The organism is Streptomyces sp. GESEQ-4 (assembly GCF_017948455.1).
Taxonomy (GTDB): Bacteria; Actinomycetota; Actinomycetes; order Streptomycetales; family Streptomycetaceae; genus Streptomyces.
The window spans coordinates 1-16,246 of sequence record NZ_JAFFSU010000020.1; the positions used below are offsets into that span (position 1 = coordinate 1).

14 protein-coding genes and 1 pseudogene are annotated in these 16,246 nt (G+C 66.0%); 5 read left to right on the forward strand and 10 right to left on the reverse strand.

Annotated features, from left to right (window positions below; all coding sequences use genetic code 11):
- Window positions 1-4 precede the first annotated feature (4 nt).
- Window positions 5-457 (reverse strand): MarR family transcriptional regulator, encoded by a 453-nt coding sequence (locus tag KCH48_RS30665; RefSeq protein ID WP_307840992.1) that lies wholly within the window; start codon window positions 455-457, stop codon window positions 5-7.
- 227 nt (window positions 458-684) lie between these two features.
- Window positions 685-840, reverse strand: coding sequence for a hypothetical protein (locus tag KCH48_RS30670; RefSeq protein ID WP_210578306.1), 156 nt, complete (start codon window positions 838-840; stop codon window positions 685-687).
- A gap of 511 nt (window positions 841-1,351) precedes the next feature.
- Here KCH48_RS30670 and KCH48_RS30675 point away from each other — a divergent pair.
- A complete protein-coding gene (locus tag KCH48_RS30675) occupies window positions 1,352-3,571 on the forward strand; it encodes a SpoIIE family protein phosphatase (protein WP_210578314.1) in 2,220 nt (739 codons plus the stop codon).
- Between the two features lie 263 nt (window positions 3,572-3,834).
- On the opposite strand, the gene KCH48_RS30680 is transcribed toward KCH48_RS30675, so the two are convergent.
- Window positions 3,835-4,011 carry a hypothetical protein gene (locus tag KCH48_RS30680; RefSeq protein ID WP_210578316.1) on the reverse strand — a complete coding sequence of 59 codons (177 nt, stop codon included), beginning with the start codon at window positions 4,009-4,011 and terminating at the stop codon, window positions 3,835-3,837.
- A gap of 1,183 nt (window positions 4,012-5,194) precedes the next feature.
- Here KCH48_RS30680 and KCH48_RS30685 point away from each other — a divergent pair.
- Window positions 5,195-5,950: an alpha/beta fold hydrolase gene (locus tag KCH48_RS30685; protein ID WP_246886144.1), complete on the forward strand. Its 756-nt coding sequence runs from the start codon at window positions 5,195-5,197 to the stop codon at window positions 5,948-5,950.
- A gap of 219 nt (window positions 5,951-6,169) precedes the next feature.
- On the opposite strand, the pseudogene KCH48_RS43510 reads toward KCH48_RS30685, so the two are convergent.
- The 3 genes and pseudogenes from KCH48_RS43510 to KCH48_RS30705 all read right to left on the reverse strand — a co-directional run.
- Window positions 6,170-6,367, reverse strand: a pseudogene (locus tag KCH48_RS43510) (hypothetical protein); the annotation flags it as partial.
- A 508-nt stretch (window positions 6,368-6,875) separates the two neighbouring features.
- Window positions 6,876-7,826: a TIGR03619 family F420-dependent LLM class oxidoreductase gene (locus KCH48_RS30700; protein ID WP_246886136.1), complete on the reverse strand. Its 951-nt coding sequence runs from the start codon at window positions 7,824-7,826 to the stop codon at window positions 6,876-6,878.
- Window positions 7,827-7,962: 136 nt separating this feature from the next.
- Complete coding sequence (locus KCH48_RS30705; protein WP_307840993.1) at window positions 7,963-8,646, reverse strand: hemerythrin domain-containing protein; 684 nt, start codon at window positions 8,644-8,646, stop codon at window positions 7,963-7,965.
- 307 nt (window positions 8,647-8,953) lie between these two features.
- Here KCH48_RS30705 and KCH48_RS30710 point away from each other — a divergent pair, with 307 nt between their 5' ends.
- Together KCH48_RS30710 and KCH48_RS30715 are read left to right on the forward strand one after the other, a co-directional pair.
- On the forward strand, window positions 8,954-9,775 hold the full coding sequence (locus KCH48_RS30710) for a GNAT family N-acetyltransferase (protein ID WP_307840994.1): 822 nt from the start codon (window positions 8,954-8,956) through the stop codon (window positions 9,773-9,775).
- Window positions 9,776-10,334: 559 nt separating this feature from the next.
- Window positions 10,335-10,787 (forward strand): MarR family winged helix-turn-helix transcriptional regulator, encoded by a 453-nt coding sequence (locus tag KCH48_RS30715; RefSeq protein WP_307840995.1) that lies wholly within the window; start codon window positions 10,335-10,337, stop codon window positions 10,785-10,787.
- A 108-nt stretch (window positions 10,788-10,895) separates the two neighbouring features.
- On the opposite strand, the gene KCH48_RS30720 is transcribed toward KCH48_RS30715, so the two are convergent.
- From KCH48_RS30720 to KCH48_RS30735, 4 genes are all read right to left on the reverse strand, one after another.
- The gene (locus tag KCH48_RS30720) at window positions 10,896-11,141 is read right to left on the reverse strand and encodes a hypothetical protein (protein ID WP_210578325.1); all 246 of its coding nucleotides are present in this window, start codon (window positions 11,139-11,141) and stop codon (window positions 10,896-10,898) included.
- A 73-nt stretch (window positions 11,142-11,214) separates the two neighbouring features.
- A complete protein-coding gene (locus KCH48_RS30725; RefSeq protein ID WP_282615202.1) occupies window positions 11,215-12,135 on the reverse strand; it encodes an NAD(P)-dependent oxidoreductase in 921 nt (306 codons plus the stop codon).
- On the reverse strand, window positions 12,136-12,843 hold the full coding sequence (locus KCH48_RS30730) for an SDR family NAD(P)-dependent oxidoreductase (RefSeq protein ID WP_210578329.1): 708 nt from the start codon (window positions 12,841-12,843) through the stop codon (window positions 12,136-12,138).
- A gap of 195 nt (window positions 12,844-13,038) precedes the next feature.
- Window positions 13,039-13,185, reverse strand: a complete 147-nt coding sequence (locus KCH48_RS30735) for a hypothetical protein (RefSeq protein ID WP_210578331.1) — start codon at window positions 13,183-13,185, stop codon at window positions 13,039-13,041.
- 168 nt (window positions 13,186-13,353) lie between these two features.
- Between KCH48_RS30735 and KCH48_RS30740 the strand changes: the two genes are divergently transcribed.
- The gene (locus KCH48_RS30740) at window positions 13,354-16,113 is read left to right on the forward strand and encodes a LuxR family transcriptional regulator (protein WP_210578333.1); all 2,760 of its coding nucleotides are present in this window, start codon (window positions 13,354-13,356) and stop codon (window positions 16,111-16,113) included.
- The last annotated feature ends 133 nt before the right edge of the window (window positions 16,114-16,246 follow it).

The following is a 16,246-nucleotide window of genomic DNA, read 5'->3' on the forward strand; positions in this document are numbered from 1 at the left end:
ACCTTTAATCGAGTTGAGCACTGATAGTTTCGAGCTGTCCAGCGAAGCTGGCCAATGACCTCTTGTCCAGATGTTCAATGACGCGCTTGCGCGCGCTCGCCAGGTTTGTCGGATAAGCGGACTCGAGTCGGCGCAGCCCTTCGGCAGTGAGGCTCGCTACGCTGCCCCGGGCATCGCGTGTATCGCGTCGCTTATCCACCCAACCCCGCGTATGCATGGCATTCACTACTCGCGAGATACGGCTGACGGACAGGGCCGTCGCCACGGCAAGGTCCGTCATACGCATTTCGCGCTCCGGGGCCTCGGACAAGTGCACCAGGACCTGATACTCGGACATCGTCAGTCCGGTTACCTTCAGAAGATCGTCATCCAAAGCCTTCGGCAAAGCAACCATTACCCGCATCAGAGCACGCCAAAAGCGTTCCTCTGCTGGGTTCAACGGAACATCCGATGTCACCGGAGCAGACTACCTCTTCACAGCACACGAGCCACCCGGATGTGGGTGCATCAGCTCGGAAACCTACATGCTGACGACGGTGAAGATCTCGTCCCTTCGCCTCCTGTGAACTCCCAGCCTCACTCGCGAACATAAGCGACACTGAAGGCGGCGATGAAAGCATCGGAGTCGGCGGCGTTACTGTCGTCGCGTCGATCAGTGCCGTGATCACTGCTGGCGTCTTCTTTTCATGGCGTCACTTCCCCGTCGGCGCGGTCAATTCGACCAGGCCCCGTGCTCCGGCGATCCGCGGTGCCCCGGTCCTCACCCAGGTGCTGCGCGGCGGCGGCGAACAGGTCCATGCCGGTCAGCTCCAGCTCCCGCGGGTGATCGACGTTGCCCACGGTGATCATAATAATGGCGTTTCCGAACGTTCGCCGGACTGTTCAGCACCGATAGCGCCGACGTGGATCACTCGCTGCCGCCGGGGGACGCCGAGCGGAGGGTGGAGCTGCTGATGGATCGGCTCGCCATGGTCTGACACACCATCCCGGCGGGCACCCAGCCGGGGCCCTTGAGCCCCGCCGCTGCCTGCCTGCGGCATCGCTTTTGGTCACTCGCGCCCACACGGCGCAGCCGCAGATCGCCGGGCCCCGTACCCCAGACGGTCACCTGGTTACGGCGCCTTCGACCACACCCGTCGAGGATCTCGACGGCGCCGCCACGGGACGGGACAGCCCTCTCGGCGCAGCTGGTCCTTCCACCACTATGGGAAGCCCTTGAGCGGAGTAGTGGCAACGCGGTGCATACGGCACGAATGAAGCATCTAATAGGCGTAAATGCCCTCATAATTACCCGTATCCAAGTTTGAGTCATAGTCTCTGCCTGGTTGGGCACACCCGAGAGCCGGAGGTGATGATGGACAGAGCCGGAGGCCAAGCCTTTGCCGCTCGAGTCCGGCAGGATCGTGTTCTCGCGGATGCCCTGCGCCAGGCCACCCATGAACTCGGCGCGTTCCTCTCAGTGGTCTACCTGATCGACGCCGACGCAGGGGATCTGGTCGCGACAGCAGTAGGCGGTGAACCGCCTTTCGTCTTCACGATCCCGCAGCGCATCCCGCGTGACAGCCCGCTCGTTTCGGCGGCTGTTCCGCGAACTGGAGATCCCATCGGCTCAGCTCTTCCGATCCTCACAGGCGGCGAGGAGCGCGCGCTCCGGCTCATCCCCTACCCGCACTCATTCGTCACCGCTCCGCTGATGGGCGAAAGCAGGGTCATCGGCATCTTGACCGCCCTGTGGTCACCTCCGCGTCCGTACGACATGCCTCATCTCCTGAACCTCATGTCGCATCTGGCGGAGCAGACGGTGGAGTCACTCATCGACGGGCGCTCCAGCGAATCAATGCGCCCTGCGTCCGGCCCCGCTCCCACAGTCATCCCCCTGGCCAGCGGCAAAACGGCCGCGTCGAAAGCGCCACGCCATGGCAGCGGCTGGCCCACCTGGGGAGTTCCCGAACTCGGAGGCTCTCCGGCACTCACGCAGATGTATCAGCTCCACATGCTCTCCGAGGCCCTCAACCAGGCCTCGGGGATAGAAGAGGTCATGCGCGCGGCCGATGACTGGATCGTCAGGCCGTTCGGCGGGCAGACACTGGTCGTCGCCATTGCGGACCAGGGCAGACTCCGCGTCGTGGGCCAACGCCGAGCGACGGGACTCGCCAAGGCCATCCATCGCCAGCACCTCGACAGCGCGATTCCCTCGGCGAACGTACTGCGGACAGGGCAGCCCCTCTACCTCTCTGATGCCCGCACGGTGAGCGACTTGTTTCCGCAGGCCGACATCGGCGACCTCCAGGCCATGGCGGTGCTGCCGGTGACCGCAGGCGACCGTGTCGTGGGCAGTTGCCTGCTGGGCTTCGACCACGCCCGGGTTTTCGAGACCGACGAGCAGGTGCTGCTGCTCATGATGACCGGCAATCTGGCCGTGGCCCTGGAGCGCGAACGCCTCAGCGAAGCAGGACGGTGCCTCGCAGATGCCTTGCAACGAAAGCTTCTCCCCCGCAGCATTCCGGCCTTGTCGCAGGTTGTCACCACGGCACGCTACCTACCCCCGCCTGCCTCCGCAGGCATGGGCGGCGACTGGTATGACGTAATCCCACTGCCCGGAAAGCTGGTGGGCCTGGTGGTCGGCGATGTCCAGGGACACGGCGTGGACAGCGCGGTGATCATGGGGCAGCTCCGCAGTGGGCTGCGCGCATATGCTGCCGAAGGCCACGACGCGGCCACCGTCATGGCCAGGTCCAGTGAACTGCTCGCCGAACTCGAGGCTGATATCTATGCCACCTGCTGCTTTGTGCGCTTCGACCCGGAGTTAGAAACGGCCGACATCGCTTCGGCGGGACATCCCGCGCCCCTGCTGCGCACGCCGGACGGCGAATTGATTCTCCCGCCGGTGCCGTCCAATCCGCCGCTCGCGGTCATCTCCAACCATCGCTACGCCACGACCGAAATCCCCGTCCCGGCAGGCAGCTTGCTGATGCTGTACACGGATGGCATTGCACGCGAGCCGGACGGCGACCCAATCTCGGCGGCCAGTGAACTCCTCCAGGCAATGGAGGGCGTAGAGCGAAAGTCCCTCGAGGGGCTCGCAGACGAGGCCGTCGACCAGGCTGCACGATCCGCGCGCCGGGATGACGACATGGTCCTGCTCCTGGCCCTCTACGAAGGCGGCCCGTTGGGCCCGATGCCCAGAGGGGACCAGATGTGGATCGCCCGGCACGACATCGGCAGCGTACGAGCGGCCCGGCGTTTCGTACGTGGATACCTCGAACAGCGGCATCTCGCCCACCTCTCGGACGACCTGGAGGTCATCACGTCCGAGGCCGTCACCAACGCCCTCATTCACGCTGACAGCGAGGTCGAGGTGCGATTGCGCGAATACCCCGACCGAGTTCACCTCGAGGTGCGCGACACCGATGCCACGCCCCCCGTCCCGACTTCCGTCACCCAGTCCGACGAAGCCAATGCCGTCGCTGAGCACGGCAGAGGAATGGGCATCATGGAGTGGCTGTCCTCCGCTTGGGGCAGCTCCCCCAACGGCCGAGGCAAGACCGTCTGGGTCGATGTGTCGAAGTGATCGGGATCGTGGGCCGGACGCCCTGAAATGAACTCGGAGCCGGTCGAGAGCGGTCTGCTCATTTCCGGCCCGCTGCCATCCGTGTTCGATGCGGAGACTTGCGCGCCCGGGCGAAGGTTCCACGGTGTGGGCCGTGACCTCAACCGCGGAGCGAAACCCGTCGTTGGCCCAGGCCACGATGCGCCAGTGGCGGCACGTGCCGTTGGGGCCGATCTGGCTGCCCCGCCTCCGGACGCTGACCGGCGTCCGGAGCCGGTCGCCGGTCAGCGTCCAGGTGTGTCGCTATGAAGAGTGATCATGACGGCGAGGACGGTGCCAACCGACGGGACGGCGGCGAGGCCGATCATGGTGGGCACGAGTGCGGCCTGCCGGATGACGAGACTGAAGGCCGACGGCAGTCCCATGTCGGCGTAGGCGATGACGACGAAGAAGGCGAGCACACCGGCACTGTTGCGGCGAATGTGCCGATGTAATGCTGGTCCTCGACCGCGATTCGAAGCCGGCCTCACATAACTCGTCAGCGCAAGCACGGGTATGACGGGCGATGGCGGCAGCACCCCAAGAAGTCGCGCCTGCGACAATCCGGTCCCAACGTCCCGGCCGCCAGGCCCCAGGACCTTGGCCTCGAAACCGCAATCATCGCCGCACGGCCGTCCCGGCTGGACCAGGACCACACGGGCTCCTTCCTCGAATCCCAGCCAGTGCTCTCACACCTCCAACAGCATGAACCCTCCGACCACGAGCCCCGCCCCGGCCGTGACCGCCACGGCGTGCAGGTGTGCGATCTCTAGCTCCAGGGGACAGCAGGTCCACGTCGATGGCCCCCACGGGCCGCCCGCCCCCTCCTCAGCGTCCGTCTCCCCCACCACCTGGCGGGCTTGCGCCGCACGCAGCGATACCAGTCGGCCGACCCCGTTCCCGGAACGGCAAGTGCTGCACGGAATCGAGCAGGGAGGACGATGGTCGAAACATCCTCGCTCGGAGCGACGTCGCACCACAGCCTGTATCCATTGACAGCAACCGGCATCTCACCGCCGTTCGTGATCGGCATGTCCGGCGATCGGCCTAAGCGTTTCCATCGCACGTGCGTCGAGGCACCGGTCCGCTGTCGTGAAGGCGACACACCGTGAACCGGATGGAACGCTGCACACCGGCACACAGCACGAGCGCAAGACCGTCACCGGTGACTCGCCGCTCCGGACCCCCTCGTGGGGCACCTACGTGCGTCCGTTCTGATTACCGTCGACTTCCAGCTTCACGGTAAACCGACCCTTACCTGGCACGCCCGATGCGGTCTCCTGCGCATGGGTTACTCAGATCCAGTGGGATCGCGGATGGTCGGAGTGGCCCCGTGCCGGTCAAGGGCCGTCCTCTGGTAGGTGTTCGGTTCGCATCACGCGGAGCCACGGCACCGGGGCACACCGGCCCCACACGAGACGGGAATGGCTGAAGAAGGCCTGTGAACTCCCTCCACTCGGTGAGGAACTGAACCACCTGCGCTGGGAAGCCCTGGTCACCGAGCCAAGCTGCGGTGTGTGACGCATCCCGGCGTCTTCTCCGCACCATCAGAGATCGCAACTCGTGGAAAGAGGCAACGCCTTGATCAGCCGACGCCGGTTCACCATGCTCAGCGCATCACTCGCAGCCGCCCAAGGGGCATCCGCCACCGCCGCCCGCGCAGCAGGCCTGCCCAACCGAACCCATCGGGTACGCAACGTCGTTCTTGTCCACGGCGCCTACGCCGACGGCTCGTCATGGAGCAAGGTCATTCCATTGCTCCAGCATGCCGGCATGAACGTGACAGCGGTTCAAAATCCCCTGACGTCTCTGGCCGACGACGCCGCCGCGACCAGGTTCGCCCTCGCCCGCCAGGACGGCCCCGTCATCCTCGCCGCCCACTCCTACGGCGGCACTGTCATCTCCGAAGTAGGACTCGCTCACAACGTCGCTGGCCTCGTCTACGTCGCCGCGCGCGCCCCCGAAGCCGGAGAAGACTTCGCCGCCCTGTCGGCCCGCTTCCCCACACCCCCCGTCACCTCCGGCGTCATCACGTCCGACGGCTTCAGATGGCTGAACAAGCGGGCGTTCCTGCGGGACTTCGCCAACGGTGTCACCCGCCAGGAGGCCCTCACCCTCTACGCCGCGCAGGGGCTGCTTTCGACCACCCCACCGACCACGAGCGCGGCAGCCTGGCAGACCAAGCCGTCCTGGTATGCAGTTTCCAAGGACGACCGCACGATCAACCCCGACCTGGAACGGTTCATGGCTCGCCGTATGAAAGCACAGACCATCGAGGTCAACGCCGGACACCTGTCCCTGATCTCCCGCCCGAAGGACATCGCGGAACTGATCCTCACAGCTGCATCCACGGTGAGTTGACGCCGCGTCAGGGAAGCTGAGGAGTTCAGGGCGCACACGGTGCTGGGCAGAGACACGCCCCAATCGGGTGTGAGATCAGACCCCCGGTCACGGCCGTCGCGGTTCGACGACGCCGCGTACCGCCTCCAGCAGGGCAGTGCGGTGCTCGGCGAGTCGCTGCCCCGCGAGGGAGTCCTCTCCGCTTGCAGCCTTCAGGGCCGGGGGGCGCTCAGCCAGCTCTCAGTCAGGCGTAGCACGATCGCGAAGAGGTCGATGGCGGGGATGTCCGCGGAGCCTCCCTGCTCGCTGCACTGCCTCGACCAGGCGGACCCTGTCCCTGAAGCTCTCGATCTCGGCTGCAGACGGTTCGGGTTGTTCGGAACATCGCCAGGCGGCGATCCTTCCCACTTCGGGGTTGGCGATGATGTAGTCGTACGGGGCGGCTGCGAAGGCCTACAGATCGCCGTTTGGCAGCGTTACCGCTTCCACAAGGGCATGCATCTGATCATGTACACGTAGATCGGTCGCTTGTTCGCACCAGCGCGTTCCGCAATGCGATCAATGCGCGCGCCGGCGTGACCGTGCTCGGCAAATTCGCTCGTGGCGGGCAGGCAACAGGAGCGCCTTGGTGGCCAGTGAGTTGCGGGGGCGTGGTTGGTGCTCGGAGTTGCGTTCCGACATGGAGTTGCTCTTACTGCTGTTCAACTGGCGACGTGATCCCTACCGGAGCTGGTGAGCCGTCGTGGGTTCACTCCTGCTGGTTCTTGTGGAGCCAGCGGCCTGTGCTGTGCCGACGCGGGATCAGGGGACGCTTCAAGCTCCGACGATGCGTGTCAGGTCGTCGAGTTCGCGACCGGCCCAGGGCCGACCATGGACGGCGCTTGTTCGCCCAGCTCTTCGACTGCGCCGTCCCGTACGAGGTGAGAGAGACCGGCCGTGCCGGCCCTCAGCCCCGCTGTATGAGAGTCGTCATCTCCGTGACCAGCTCCATCGAAGCATCGATGTGGGGCAGAGACATCGACTCCACCATGAAGTGATCGATACCGGTGCGCTCCGCCAGGGACTTGATCACATCCGAGACCTGGGTCAGTGGCGTTCCTTCGACAACGTTGACGCGCATGATCGTGTCGATGTGCGCCGGATCGCGCCCTGCCGCCACGGCGAACCCGTCAATGAGCGCACGCTGCGCGAGCACGGCATCAGCATCCACGTACACCGGCACGATGCATGCCGGAAGCCAGCCGTCGGCACGCTCCCCAACACGCTGGAGCGCACTTCGGACCCGACTCGCCGTACCGATGTAGAACGGCGGCCGTGGCTTCTGCACCGGCTTGAGGGGTGCATGCTGCAGAGGCACCTCAAGATGGCGGCCGTGATACTCCACCGGGTCCACGGTCCACAGCAGCTCCAGGGCATCCAGCAGCTCGTTCATGCGCGCGCCGCGCCTGGCGAAATCAACGTTCGCCGACTCGAACTCCTCGGGAGACCAGCCGACTCCAAAGCCTGGGATCAGACGCCCGCCGCTGACCAGGTCGATCGTGGTCAGGCTGCGGGCCAACTGCACCGGCGGATAGATCGGCCCAATGAGAACGTGTGTGCCCAGGCTGATCCGATCCGTCGCCGCGGCCGCGACGCCGAGCAGCACGAAGGGATCCGCCGCGGTCCGGTACTCGACCGGGATGGTCGTGTCGCCGACGCCCCCTATCCCGATCTTGGGATTGACTGCGGCAAAATTGCGGTCTCCCACCCAAAGGCTCGCTGCCCCGGCCTTCTCTGCTTCTCGGGCGAATTCTGCCGCCCGATCCACCTGATGGGCGAGGTTGTTCAGGTATGGGAGGGCGAACCCGATCTTCATGATGGCTTTCCGTTCACAGATGGCCCATTGGGCGTCGGACAAGCGCGCCGACTATGCGGTTGCCGTCGGCCCACGCGAAAGAATGCGCCTATCCCAAGCAACGGACGGTCGGCCCGCGACAGCCTTGCGCCCCGCCGCCTGGCGGCGTTTCGACAGACAGGAGCAGTCGTCTGCCCGGTCAACTGCCAAGGCGGGGCGGAGTGGGCGTCCCGTGGACGCGCTTGGCGTGTGAGGCATACAGGCGCGGCCCGATGTGCGGCATGAGCAACCGGGCCGGCAGCGGCGCGTGAGCCAGCACCGCCTTGACTACCGCTGGGTCGCCTTCGTACATCACCATGCCGAAGGTCAGTGGGAGGGTCTTCTTCGGGCTCTTGGCCATCCCGTGCTGCCCCATCTGTTCCCACTCCGCCGCGGTGACGTGTTTCGCGGCCAGCGGAAGGATCTCTTTCTCTTCGAGCGCCATGTGTTCCAGGAGCACCGTCAGCAGCTGGTCGAGGGCAGAGGCAAGTTCATCCCCGCCCCGGGCCGTGGCACGCCAGCTCGGAAGAAGGGCCGTCACCGTTGCATGCGCTCGCTCGATCGCATGGTGCTGCTCCTCCATGCCGGGTACGACGGAGGTGGCCTCCTGACCACCGCGCTCGAGCAGCAGCGGCCACAGCACGAGGTCCTCCCCTTCGTGGTGCAGGTGCAGCACGAGGCACAGCAACTCCGCATGAGCACCGACGATTTCTGCACGCTTGATGTCACCTGGCGTCACGTCGCGCACCAGCTGCGGGAGCAGCCGGAATTCTCTGCGCATCATGGTGTGAGCCATATACATGTCGCGCACGTCGGCCATGCGCTCGCTGACTGCTGAATTCACTGACGTTCCTCTTCATTGGATCTCACGCAACGAACTGGCGGAGGCGCCCGCGACGGCGGCGTCGAGCCCGCCTGCCAAGGGCCGGCCCCGCCCAAAGCACGAAACCTGCCGTGAGCGCGCCCACCGTCGACCGACCAGACACCATGCGGGTGCCGGGCACGAGCCGACGGAACCGCCGGAAGCCCGCCATCACGATGCCACATGTGTGCCTACGCAAGCAACAATCACTTACTGTGGAGGGAGCTAGTGCGGCCCAGAACTGCTGGGACCACGAAGACCATGCAGAACCACACCGAGAGTGATCACAGTGTCAGACATCAACACATCGACAGCCGCGCGCGCCTCCGACGCTGCCTCCCCGACGGACTTCCCACCCGACGTGGACCTCGGTCACGTCACTTCCAACTTCCGGCAGTACCTGATGGGATGGGGTGAGGCGGAGCGCGGCGAGGGCGATGCGGACTACTACCGCAGCGGGCTCGCCCAGCCTCAGTTCAACGGTGTGGTCCGCATGCGGGACCTCAACAGAGTCGGGTACGCGCTGGACGAGGCTCGTAAGCGACTCACTGGCGTTCCCTGGTGGTGGTGGGTGGGCCCCGACAGCCCTCAAGGCACGTCCACCGCTCTCGTCGATCACGGGGCAGTGGAGTTCGGCGCCCTTCCGCTGATGGTCCGCTCGCTCGACCGGGCGGCGAAGCAGGATGAGCCACCGATCGGCCTGCGGATCGAGAGGGTGGCAGATCCTGGCCGTCTGGCCGATCTCGTCCGTACCTACAGCGCTTCCATTGGTATCTCGTCCGACCTCCAGGACGACTTGGTACGGATCGAGGCACAGCGCCCGGACAACGCAGACATGGTCAGGCTTGTCGCAGTGCTGGACGGCCAGGCCATCGGCACCACCGTGGTGATCACGGCGCACGGGGTCGCCGGCATCTTCCTCGTCCACGTCACCGACACCCACCGCCGACTCGGCGTGGGCAGTGCTCTCACGGCGGCAGCCCTGCGCGTCGGACGGGAGCGCGGCATGAAGTGCGCCGCCCTCACGGCGAGCCCGGCCGGCGAGCTGCTGTATCGGCGCCTCGGTTTCGTTGCGGTCTCCGAGTACCGCCTCTTCACATTGCCTGCCTGACCAGCACCCGTGACTGGCCGTGTAGTGCATCAGGACTTCCTTGACCGTTTGTCGTCGCGAGACGCTCATCGGCACTTGGCCTCGCCCCGTGAGCCGCGAGCAACTGCCCTCCTTGCGCGGGGTCAGAACCACGAGCGGGCGCCTTCCCGCACCGGCAATGCCGACCGGAGCCATGCGGGTGCATCGACGCGTGAGCGACAGCGGAAGGATCATGGTCACCAGACAACGCCTGAAGCTCGGCAAGAAGAACGCCGGCAAGCTGGTCACCGTCATCATCGGGGACACCCACTTCCGCATCCTCCACGAAGGCGAAGAGATCGCCGTCAAGGAGCGGAGGAATTCCGGGCCCCATCAGCAAGATCCGAGTAGTATCCAACGTGAGGACAGCCAGGAAGCGTCAAGCATGTCCCGAGAACCTCACAAATCCGTAGCGCCCAGAGCAAGCAGGTTCAGAGAACTGCGGGTGCGGAACGGGCAGAGCTCGACGAACTTCCGGGTTTGCGGGCCAGGTCAGCACCCGTCCGGCGGAGCGGGCATGCGGCCCAGGTAGTCTGCTCAGGTGACATCGGATGTTCCCTTGAACTCAACAGAGGATCGCCTCTGGCGTGCGCTGATGCGGGTCATGGTCGCGCTGCCCAAGGCGTTGGACGACGACCTCTTGAAGGCAACCGGGCTGACGATGTCCGAGTACGCGGTCCTGGTGCACCTTTCCGAAGCCGCGGAGTGCGAATTGCGTATGACCGATCTCGCCACGGCGACAGCACTGTCCGCCAGCCGTATTTCGCGAGTGGTGAATGCCATGCAGACGCGAGGCTGGGTGGAGAAGCGGCGTGATGCCCACGACGCCCGGGGAAGCGTGGCGACCCTGACGCCGGAAGGACGGCGGCGACTCGTGTCCGCTTATCCGACCAATCTTGCGAGTGCACGCAGACGGGTCGTCGATCACCTCGACGAGAACTCGCTTCCCAGCCTCGCTGACCAGTTGGAGCGCCTCGCCGCTGAACTCGACTGAGCCGAAGGGCTGTTCTTGGCACTCGCGAGCCGACGCGCTCTCCGAGGCCGTCGTGCCCACTCATGATGGCGGCCTCATGGTTCCCGGACCCACCCGGCGCTGCACTGGCTAGTCTGCTCCCGGACGATGCGGCATCGCAGTCCTGGAGGAATCAGCCAACGCAAGACCGACGAGGCCGAGCACGGGCAGGACGGTCAGTTGCCAGAAGCCTGCACCGCCCCAGCTGAGTTCATCAACCAGCTGCGCGACGGAGCCTCGCCCCAAGTGCCCGGGACGGACCGAGCGCTGCATGCCGGTGCCGCAGTTGGTGAACAGGACGCCGCCGGCGAAGGAGCCCATGAGGAAGGCAAGCACGTACTGGTATTCCTGTCCGACGGTGGTGTGCGCCGTTCCACGGTTGGAGTCGTCGAGTGCTGCCGACGTGGCCTCACGCTCCGACGATGCCGGTGAGTTCGTCGAGTTCGCGTGCGCCGGAGGTCGCGCGATCTATCACGGGTGTCGCCTGGCTGCCAAGGTCTTCGACCGCTCCAGTGAACAACTGCATGTCGATGAGTTCCAGCGACTGCAGGTGCTGGACGTTGTCCGAGGTGATGGACGGACCGACCGCCTGCAGGGCGAAGCTGGCCGCGGACCCTGAGCGGAGTACGTCCAGCAGTGGCTGCACCGGCAGATCGAGCTTCTCGGCCAGCCGCAGCACGTCGACGGCGTTCTTGTGGTTCATCATCATCAGCGCGTTGTTGAAGAGCTTGGCGTACTGGCCGGCACCGGTCGCCCCTACGTGAATGACCGACTTCGAGAATGTCTCGAAAACCGGCGTCACACGCTCCACGGCCGATCGGTCACCGCCGACCATCGTGGTGAGCTGGCGGGCGACCGCGACGGCGTGTCCCCCGCTCACTGGAGCGTCCACGACATCAACGCCGTGGGCGGCGGCCAGCTGCGCGAGTTCGCGGGCGGCCTGCGGCAGACCGGTGCCATGATTGACCAGCACAGCGCCGTGGTGCATGTTCCGCAGCAGTCCGCCTCGGTCGGCGACCTCGATGGTGTCGGAATCCTCGCTCAGGCACAGTCCCACTACCTCGCTCGCAGCGGCGAGTTCGGCGACCGTCTCATGCGCGGTGTGCGAGTAGCCGTCGAGCACTTTCAAGGACTGCGGACGACGGGCCCAGACATGGAGCGGGAAGCCGCCATCAGCGATCGCCTGAGCGATCGGTGCCCCTTGGTCGCCCAGGCCGATGAATCCGACTGCGGGCTTGATATTCACCTCGGACATGTACGTCTCCTTCCGGTGTGCCTTGTCGGTCCGGACCGGCGTCCGGAGGCGTGCCGGGGCGCCGGCACCGGGCAGCTACCAGGCGATGGTTCCCTTGGCGTCGAAGAACCCACCCGTGGGGCCGTCAGGGCCGACCTGCGCCATCCGAACGATGATCTCCGCCCCCTCCGCGACAGTCTGGTGACCGGCGTGGTGGTTGAGGTCGGTTGCGGTGAACCCCGGATCCACAGCGTTGATCCTCACGTCGGGGTAAGCCTTCGAGTACTGGACCGTGAGCATGTTGACCGCGGCCTTCGAAGACGGGTACGCGATGTCGGGATAGAAGTGTGCCGGCGAGTTCGGGTCCACAAGTTCACGCATGAGCGAAGCACCGCTGCTGACGTTGACCACGACAGGGGCGGCGGAACGCTGCAGCAGAGGAAGAAACGCATGGAGCATCCGGACCTGGCCGAACACATTCGTCTCGAATACGGTCCGCACCGAATCGGCGTTTACCTCAGCTGGGGGCACGAAACCGCCGTCCGCGGTTCGCGGTTCGATCCCTGCGTTGTTGACCAGAATGTCGAGCCCGCCGTCGGCCTCGATGGCCTTGGCCGCCGCAGACACTGAGCCGTCGTCGGTGACATCGAGTTGGACGAAGCGCGCGCCCAACTGGTCTGCGGCTCCGCGGCCCCGTTCGAGGCTCCGGGCACCGACGTAGACCGTGTGACCTGCGGCCACGAGCTGGCGGGCGGTCTCGAACCCGAGCCCCTTGTTCGCACCGGTGATGAGCGTTGTCGTCATGTCTTTGTTCTCCCGCCATACGAGATGAGAGGAATCAGCCGCGTGCACGCAGCGAAGAGGATCTCGCGCCGTCCTGCTCAGACACCTTCTCGAAATACGTGGAACACAAGAAGACCAGCGCCTGGTGAGGTCGCATTCCACTGAGCCTTGGGACGATTGCAGTCCATGAGAACAGCCGCGACGCCAGGCCGCATTTCACGCGACGACGGCGACCCGTTGAGCACGGTCCAGATTCACCAGGGCCAGCCATCCGGTAAAGACCGGGTTTTCGAAAACGGTCGTCGAACCGAATTTCCGAAGCACGACGCAGGTCACGTGGTGAACGGTCTTGTCGCCGGTCATCGGGATCACAGCCCTTCGCCTGGAAGAGGTGTCGCCGCCGCGGGTTGAGAGCGGTTCGCTCCGGTATGTACCGCGTCCAGTGAAACACCGACCGTCTGCCGTCGACCCCGGGAAAACCCCGGGGTCGCTCTCCCACGGGGGCGCCTGCTCCGTGCCACCATGACTGCCATGCGCGAGAACGCTGTCGGTGTTGGTGCGCTGCTGGGTCGGCGACGCGAGCAGCAGATGCTGGCCGGGCTGCTGAGTGATGCCCGGGAAGGCCAGAGCGCGGTACTGGTCGTCCGCGGTGAAGCAGGCATCGGTAAGACGGCTCTGGTTACCGACATGCACAAGCAGGCGTCGGGCTTTCGCGTGATTCGCATCAGCGGTGCGGAATCCGAGATGGAGCTCGCCTACGCCGGCGTGCAGCAGGTCTGCGCCCCCCTCATGGCTCTGGCAGACCGGCTGCCCAAGCCACAGCGCAACGCCCTCGAAGTCGCGCTGGGACTCACCGAGGGTGATGCTCCGGACGGGCTCTTCGTCGGGCTGGCCGTCCTCACGCTGCTCGGGGAGGCGGGATCCGAGCGCCCGACGGTCTGCGTGATCGACGACGCGCAGTGGGTCGACCGCGCTTCCATGCAGGCCCTTGGATTTGTGGCGCGGCGACTACTGGCCGAGCCGGTCATGATGGTCTTCGCCGTCCGTCAGCCAGCCGCCGAGCTGGCAGGTCTGCCCGAACTCCTGCTGCACGGGCTCGGCGATTCCGACGCCCGTGCTCTGCTCGCCGCGATGGTGCCCGGCCGGCTCAGCGACCGGATGCGGGAAAACATCATCGAGGAATCCGGTGGCAATCCGCTGGCCCTGCTCGAACTGCACCGCGCGCTCAGCCCGACGGAGCTCGCGGGCGGCTACGGCCTGGCCGAGGCGAGATCGACGGCGACGAGAGTCGAGGCGACGTTCAGCCGGCAGTTTCACGACCTGTCCGCGCCGACCCGCACCCTGCTGCTGATCGCCGCGGCGGAGCCGACCGGAGAATCGTCCTGGCTGTGGAGGGCCGCCGATCGACTGGGCATCGGTGTCGAGGCCGCGGCACCGGCCGAAGCGGCCGGACTGATCTCCACCGTCGGCCGAGTCCGCTTCCGGCATCCACTCGTCCGGTCGGCGATCTATGGCAACGCATCACTGTCTGAACGGCGTCAGGTGCACGAGGCGCTGGCTCATGCGATCACGGATCCCCTGGCCGCCGACCACCGGGCGTGGCACCGTGCGCACGCGGCAGCCGCGCCGGACGAGCGGATCGCCGGCGAGCTGGTTCTCGCGGCCGGACGCGCCCGCGCTCGGGGTGGCGCGGCAGCCGCCGCCGCATTCCTGGCGTACGCCGTCGACGTGACACCGGATTCGAACCGCCGAGCGGAGCGAGCTCTTCAGGCCGCCCAGGCGAAGCTCGATGCGGGCGCACCGGATTCGGCAGCACAACTGCTCGCCGTCGCGGAGGAGGCGGCCGACGGCGCATCCATCGGCGTGCGTGTCAATCTGGTGAGGGCGAAACTGGCGTTCACCGCCAGCCGCGGCCGCGACGCACCGCCACTGCTGCTGGCCGCCGCCAGACAGCTGGAGGTGATCGACCCCGGCTTGGCCCGCGAAACCTACCTCGAGGCCCTGATGTCCGCCATCATCGTGGGCCGGCTCTCCGTGGGTGAACTGAGCTCCCCTGCCCATATCGCCGACGCGGCAAGACATGCACCTCGCCCCGCCGGTCCGCCCAAGGCCGTCGACATGTTGCTGGACGGACTCATCGTGCGGTTGACGGAAGGGCACGTCGCGGCGGCGCCCACACTGAGGAGCGCAATCGACGAGTACGTACGCGAGCAGAGAGCAGGTACAGCGGACCCCCGGTGGCACGACATCACCAACCGAGTGTGCCTGGACCTGTTCGACCAGGACACCTACAACATGCTCTCCGCGCGTCAGCTCGAAATGCTGCGCAGGACAGCGTCGTTGACGCTGCTACCGGTTGCGCTGACCACCCAGGCCGGCGTCCATGTGCAATTGGGAGAGTTCGGGCAGGCAGCTGCCCTGCTCGAGGAGGCCGAGGTCATCCGCACGGCGACCGGCGCTCCTGCGCAACGCTATATCGAGCCGTACCTCGCGGCCTACCGAGGGCAGCAACAGCTGACTCTTGATCTCGTGCGAGAGTCGATCGACGGCGCGACCGAGCGTGGCGAGGGTTTCGCCATCCACGTGGCGCTGTACGCGGCGGCGATTCTGAACAACGGTCTGGGGCACTATGACGAGGCACTGAGCAACTGCCGATCCGCCCTTCAGTACGACGACATCGGGATCAGTCTGTATGCGCTGACCGAGATGGTGGAGGCGGCCGCGCGAAGCGGCCGAACGTCAATCGCCACCGACGCACTTACCCGGCTGGCGGAACGAGCAGGCCCCATCACAACGGACTCCGCAGTCGGGATTCTTGCCCGGTCCAGGGCGCTCGCCGAAGCCGGCCCGTCCGCCGAGGACGAATACCTCACAGCCATCACTCATCTGGAACGCAGCCGCCCTCAGGTCGTCTATCTGGCGCGCACCCACCTCGTCTACGGCGAGTGGTTGCGGCGCGCCGACCGTCGAACCGATGCCCGGGCCGAACTTCGGATCGCGTACGACATGTTCAGCCAGATGGGCGCCGAAGGATTCGCCGCGCGGGCCGGCCGCGAACTGCAAGCCGCCGGGGAGAAAGTTCACCCTCAGACCACGGGTGTGACCACAGACCTCACACCGCAGGAGATCCACATCACCCGGCTCGCTCGCGAGGGTTACACCAATCCCGAGATCGGCGCGCAGCTGTTCATCAGTCCCCGCACGGTCGAATGGCATCTGGGCAACATCTTCGCCAAGCTGGGCGTCAGCTCCCGTAGAGAGCTGAGGAGGCTGGCACTCGAGCTGTCGTAGCTGTGCCAACCGGACGCGCGGTTCGATCTGGGACCACCGGGCGGCTGATCAGGACGTCGGCACCCAGTAACGACGCTTGTCACCGGCCCTGTCGATGAACTGGCCGCCGGTCGTCTCGATCACGCGCTGGGAG

Bases quoted from the DNA above. Each gene is read 5' to 3' on its own strand.
- KCH48_RS30675 (WP_210578314.1), top strand. From the start codon at position 1,352: ATGATGGACAGAGCCGGAGGCCAAGCCTTTGCCGCTCGAGTCCGGCAG.
- KCH48_RS30685 (WP_246886144.1), top strand. From the start codon at position 5,195: ATGCTCAGCGCATCACTCGCAGCCGCCCAAGGGGCATCCGCCACCGCC.
- KCH48_RS30730 (WP_210578329.1), bottom strand. From the start codon at position 12,843: ATGACGACAACGCTCATCACCGGTGCGAACAAGGGGCTCGGGTTCGAG.
- KCH48_RS30735 (WP_210578331.1), bottom strand. From the start codon at position 13,185: ATGACCGGCGACAAGACCGTTCACCACGTGACCTGCGTCGTGCTTCGG.
- KCH48_RS30740 (WP_210578333.1), top strand. From the start codon at position 13,354: ATGCGCGAGAACGCTGTCGGTGTTGGTGCGCTGCTGGGTCGGCGACGC.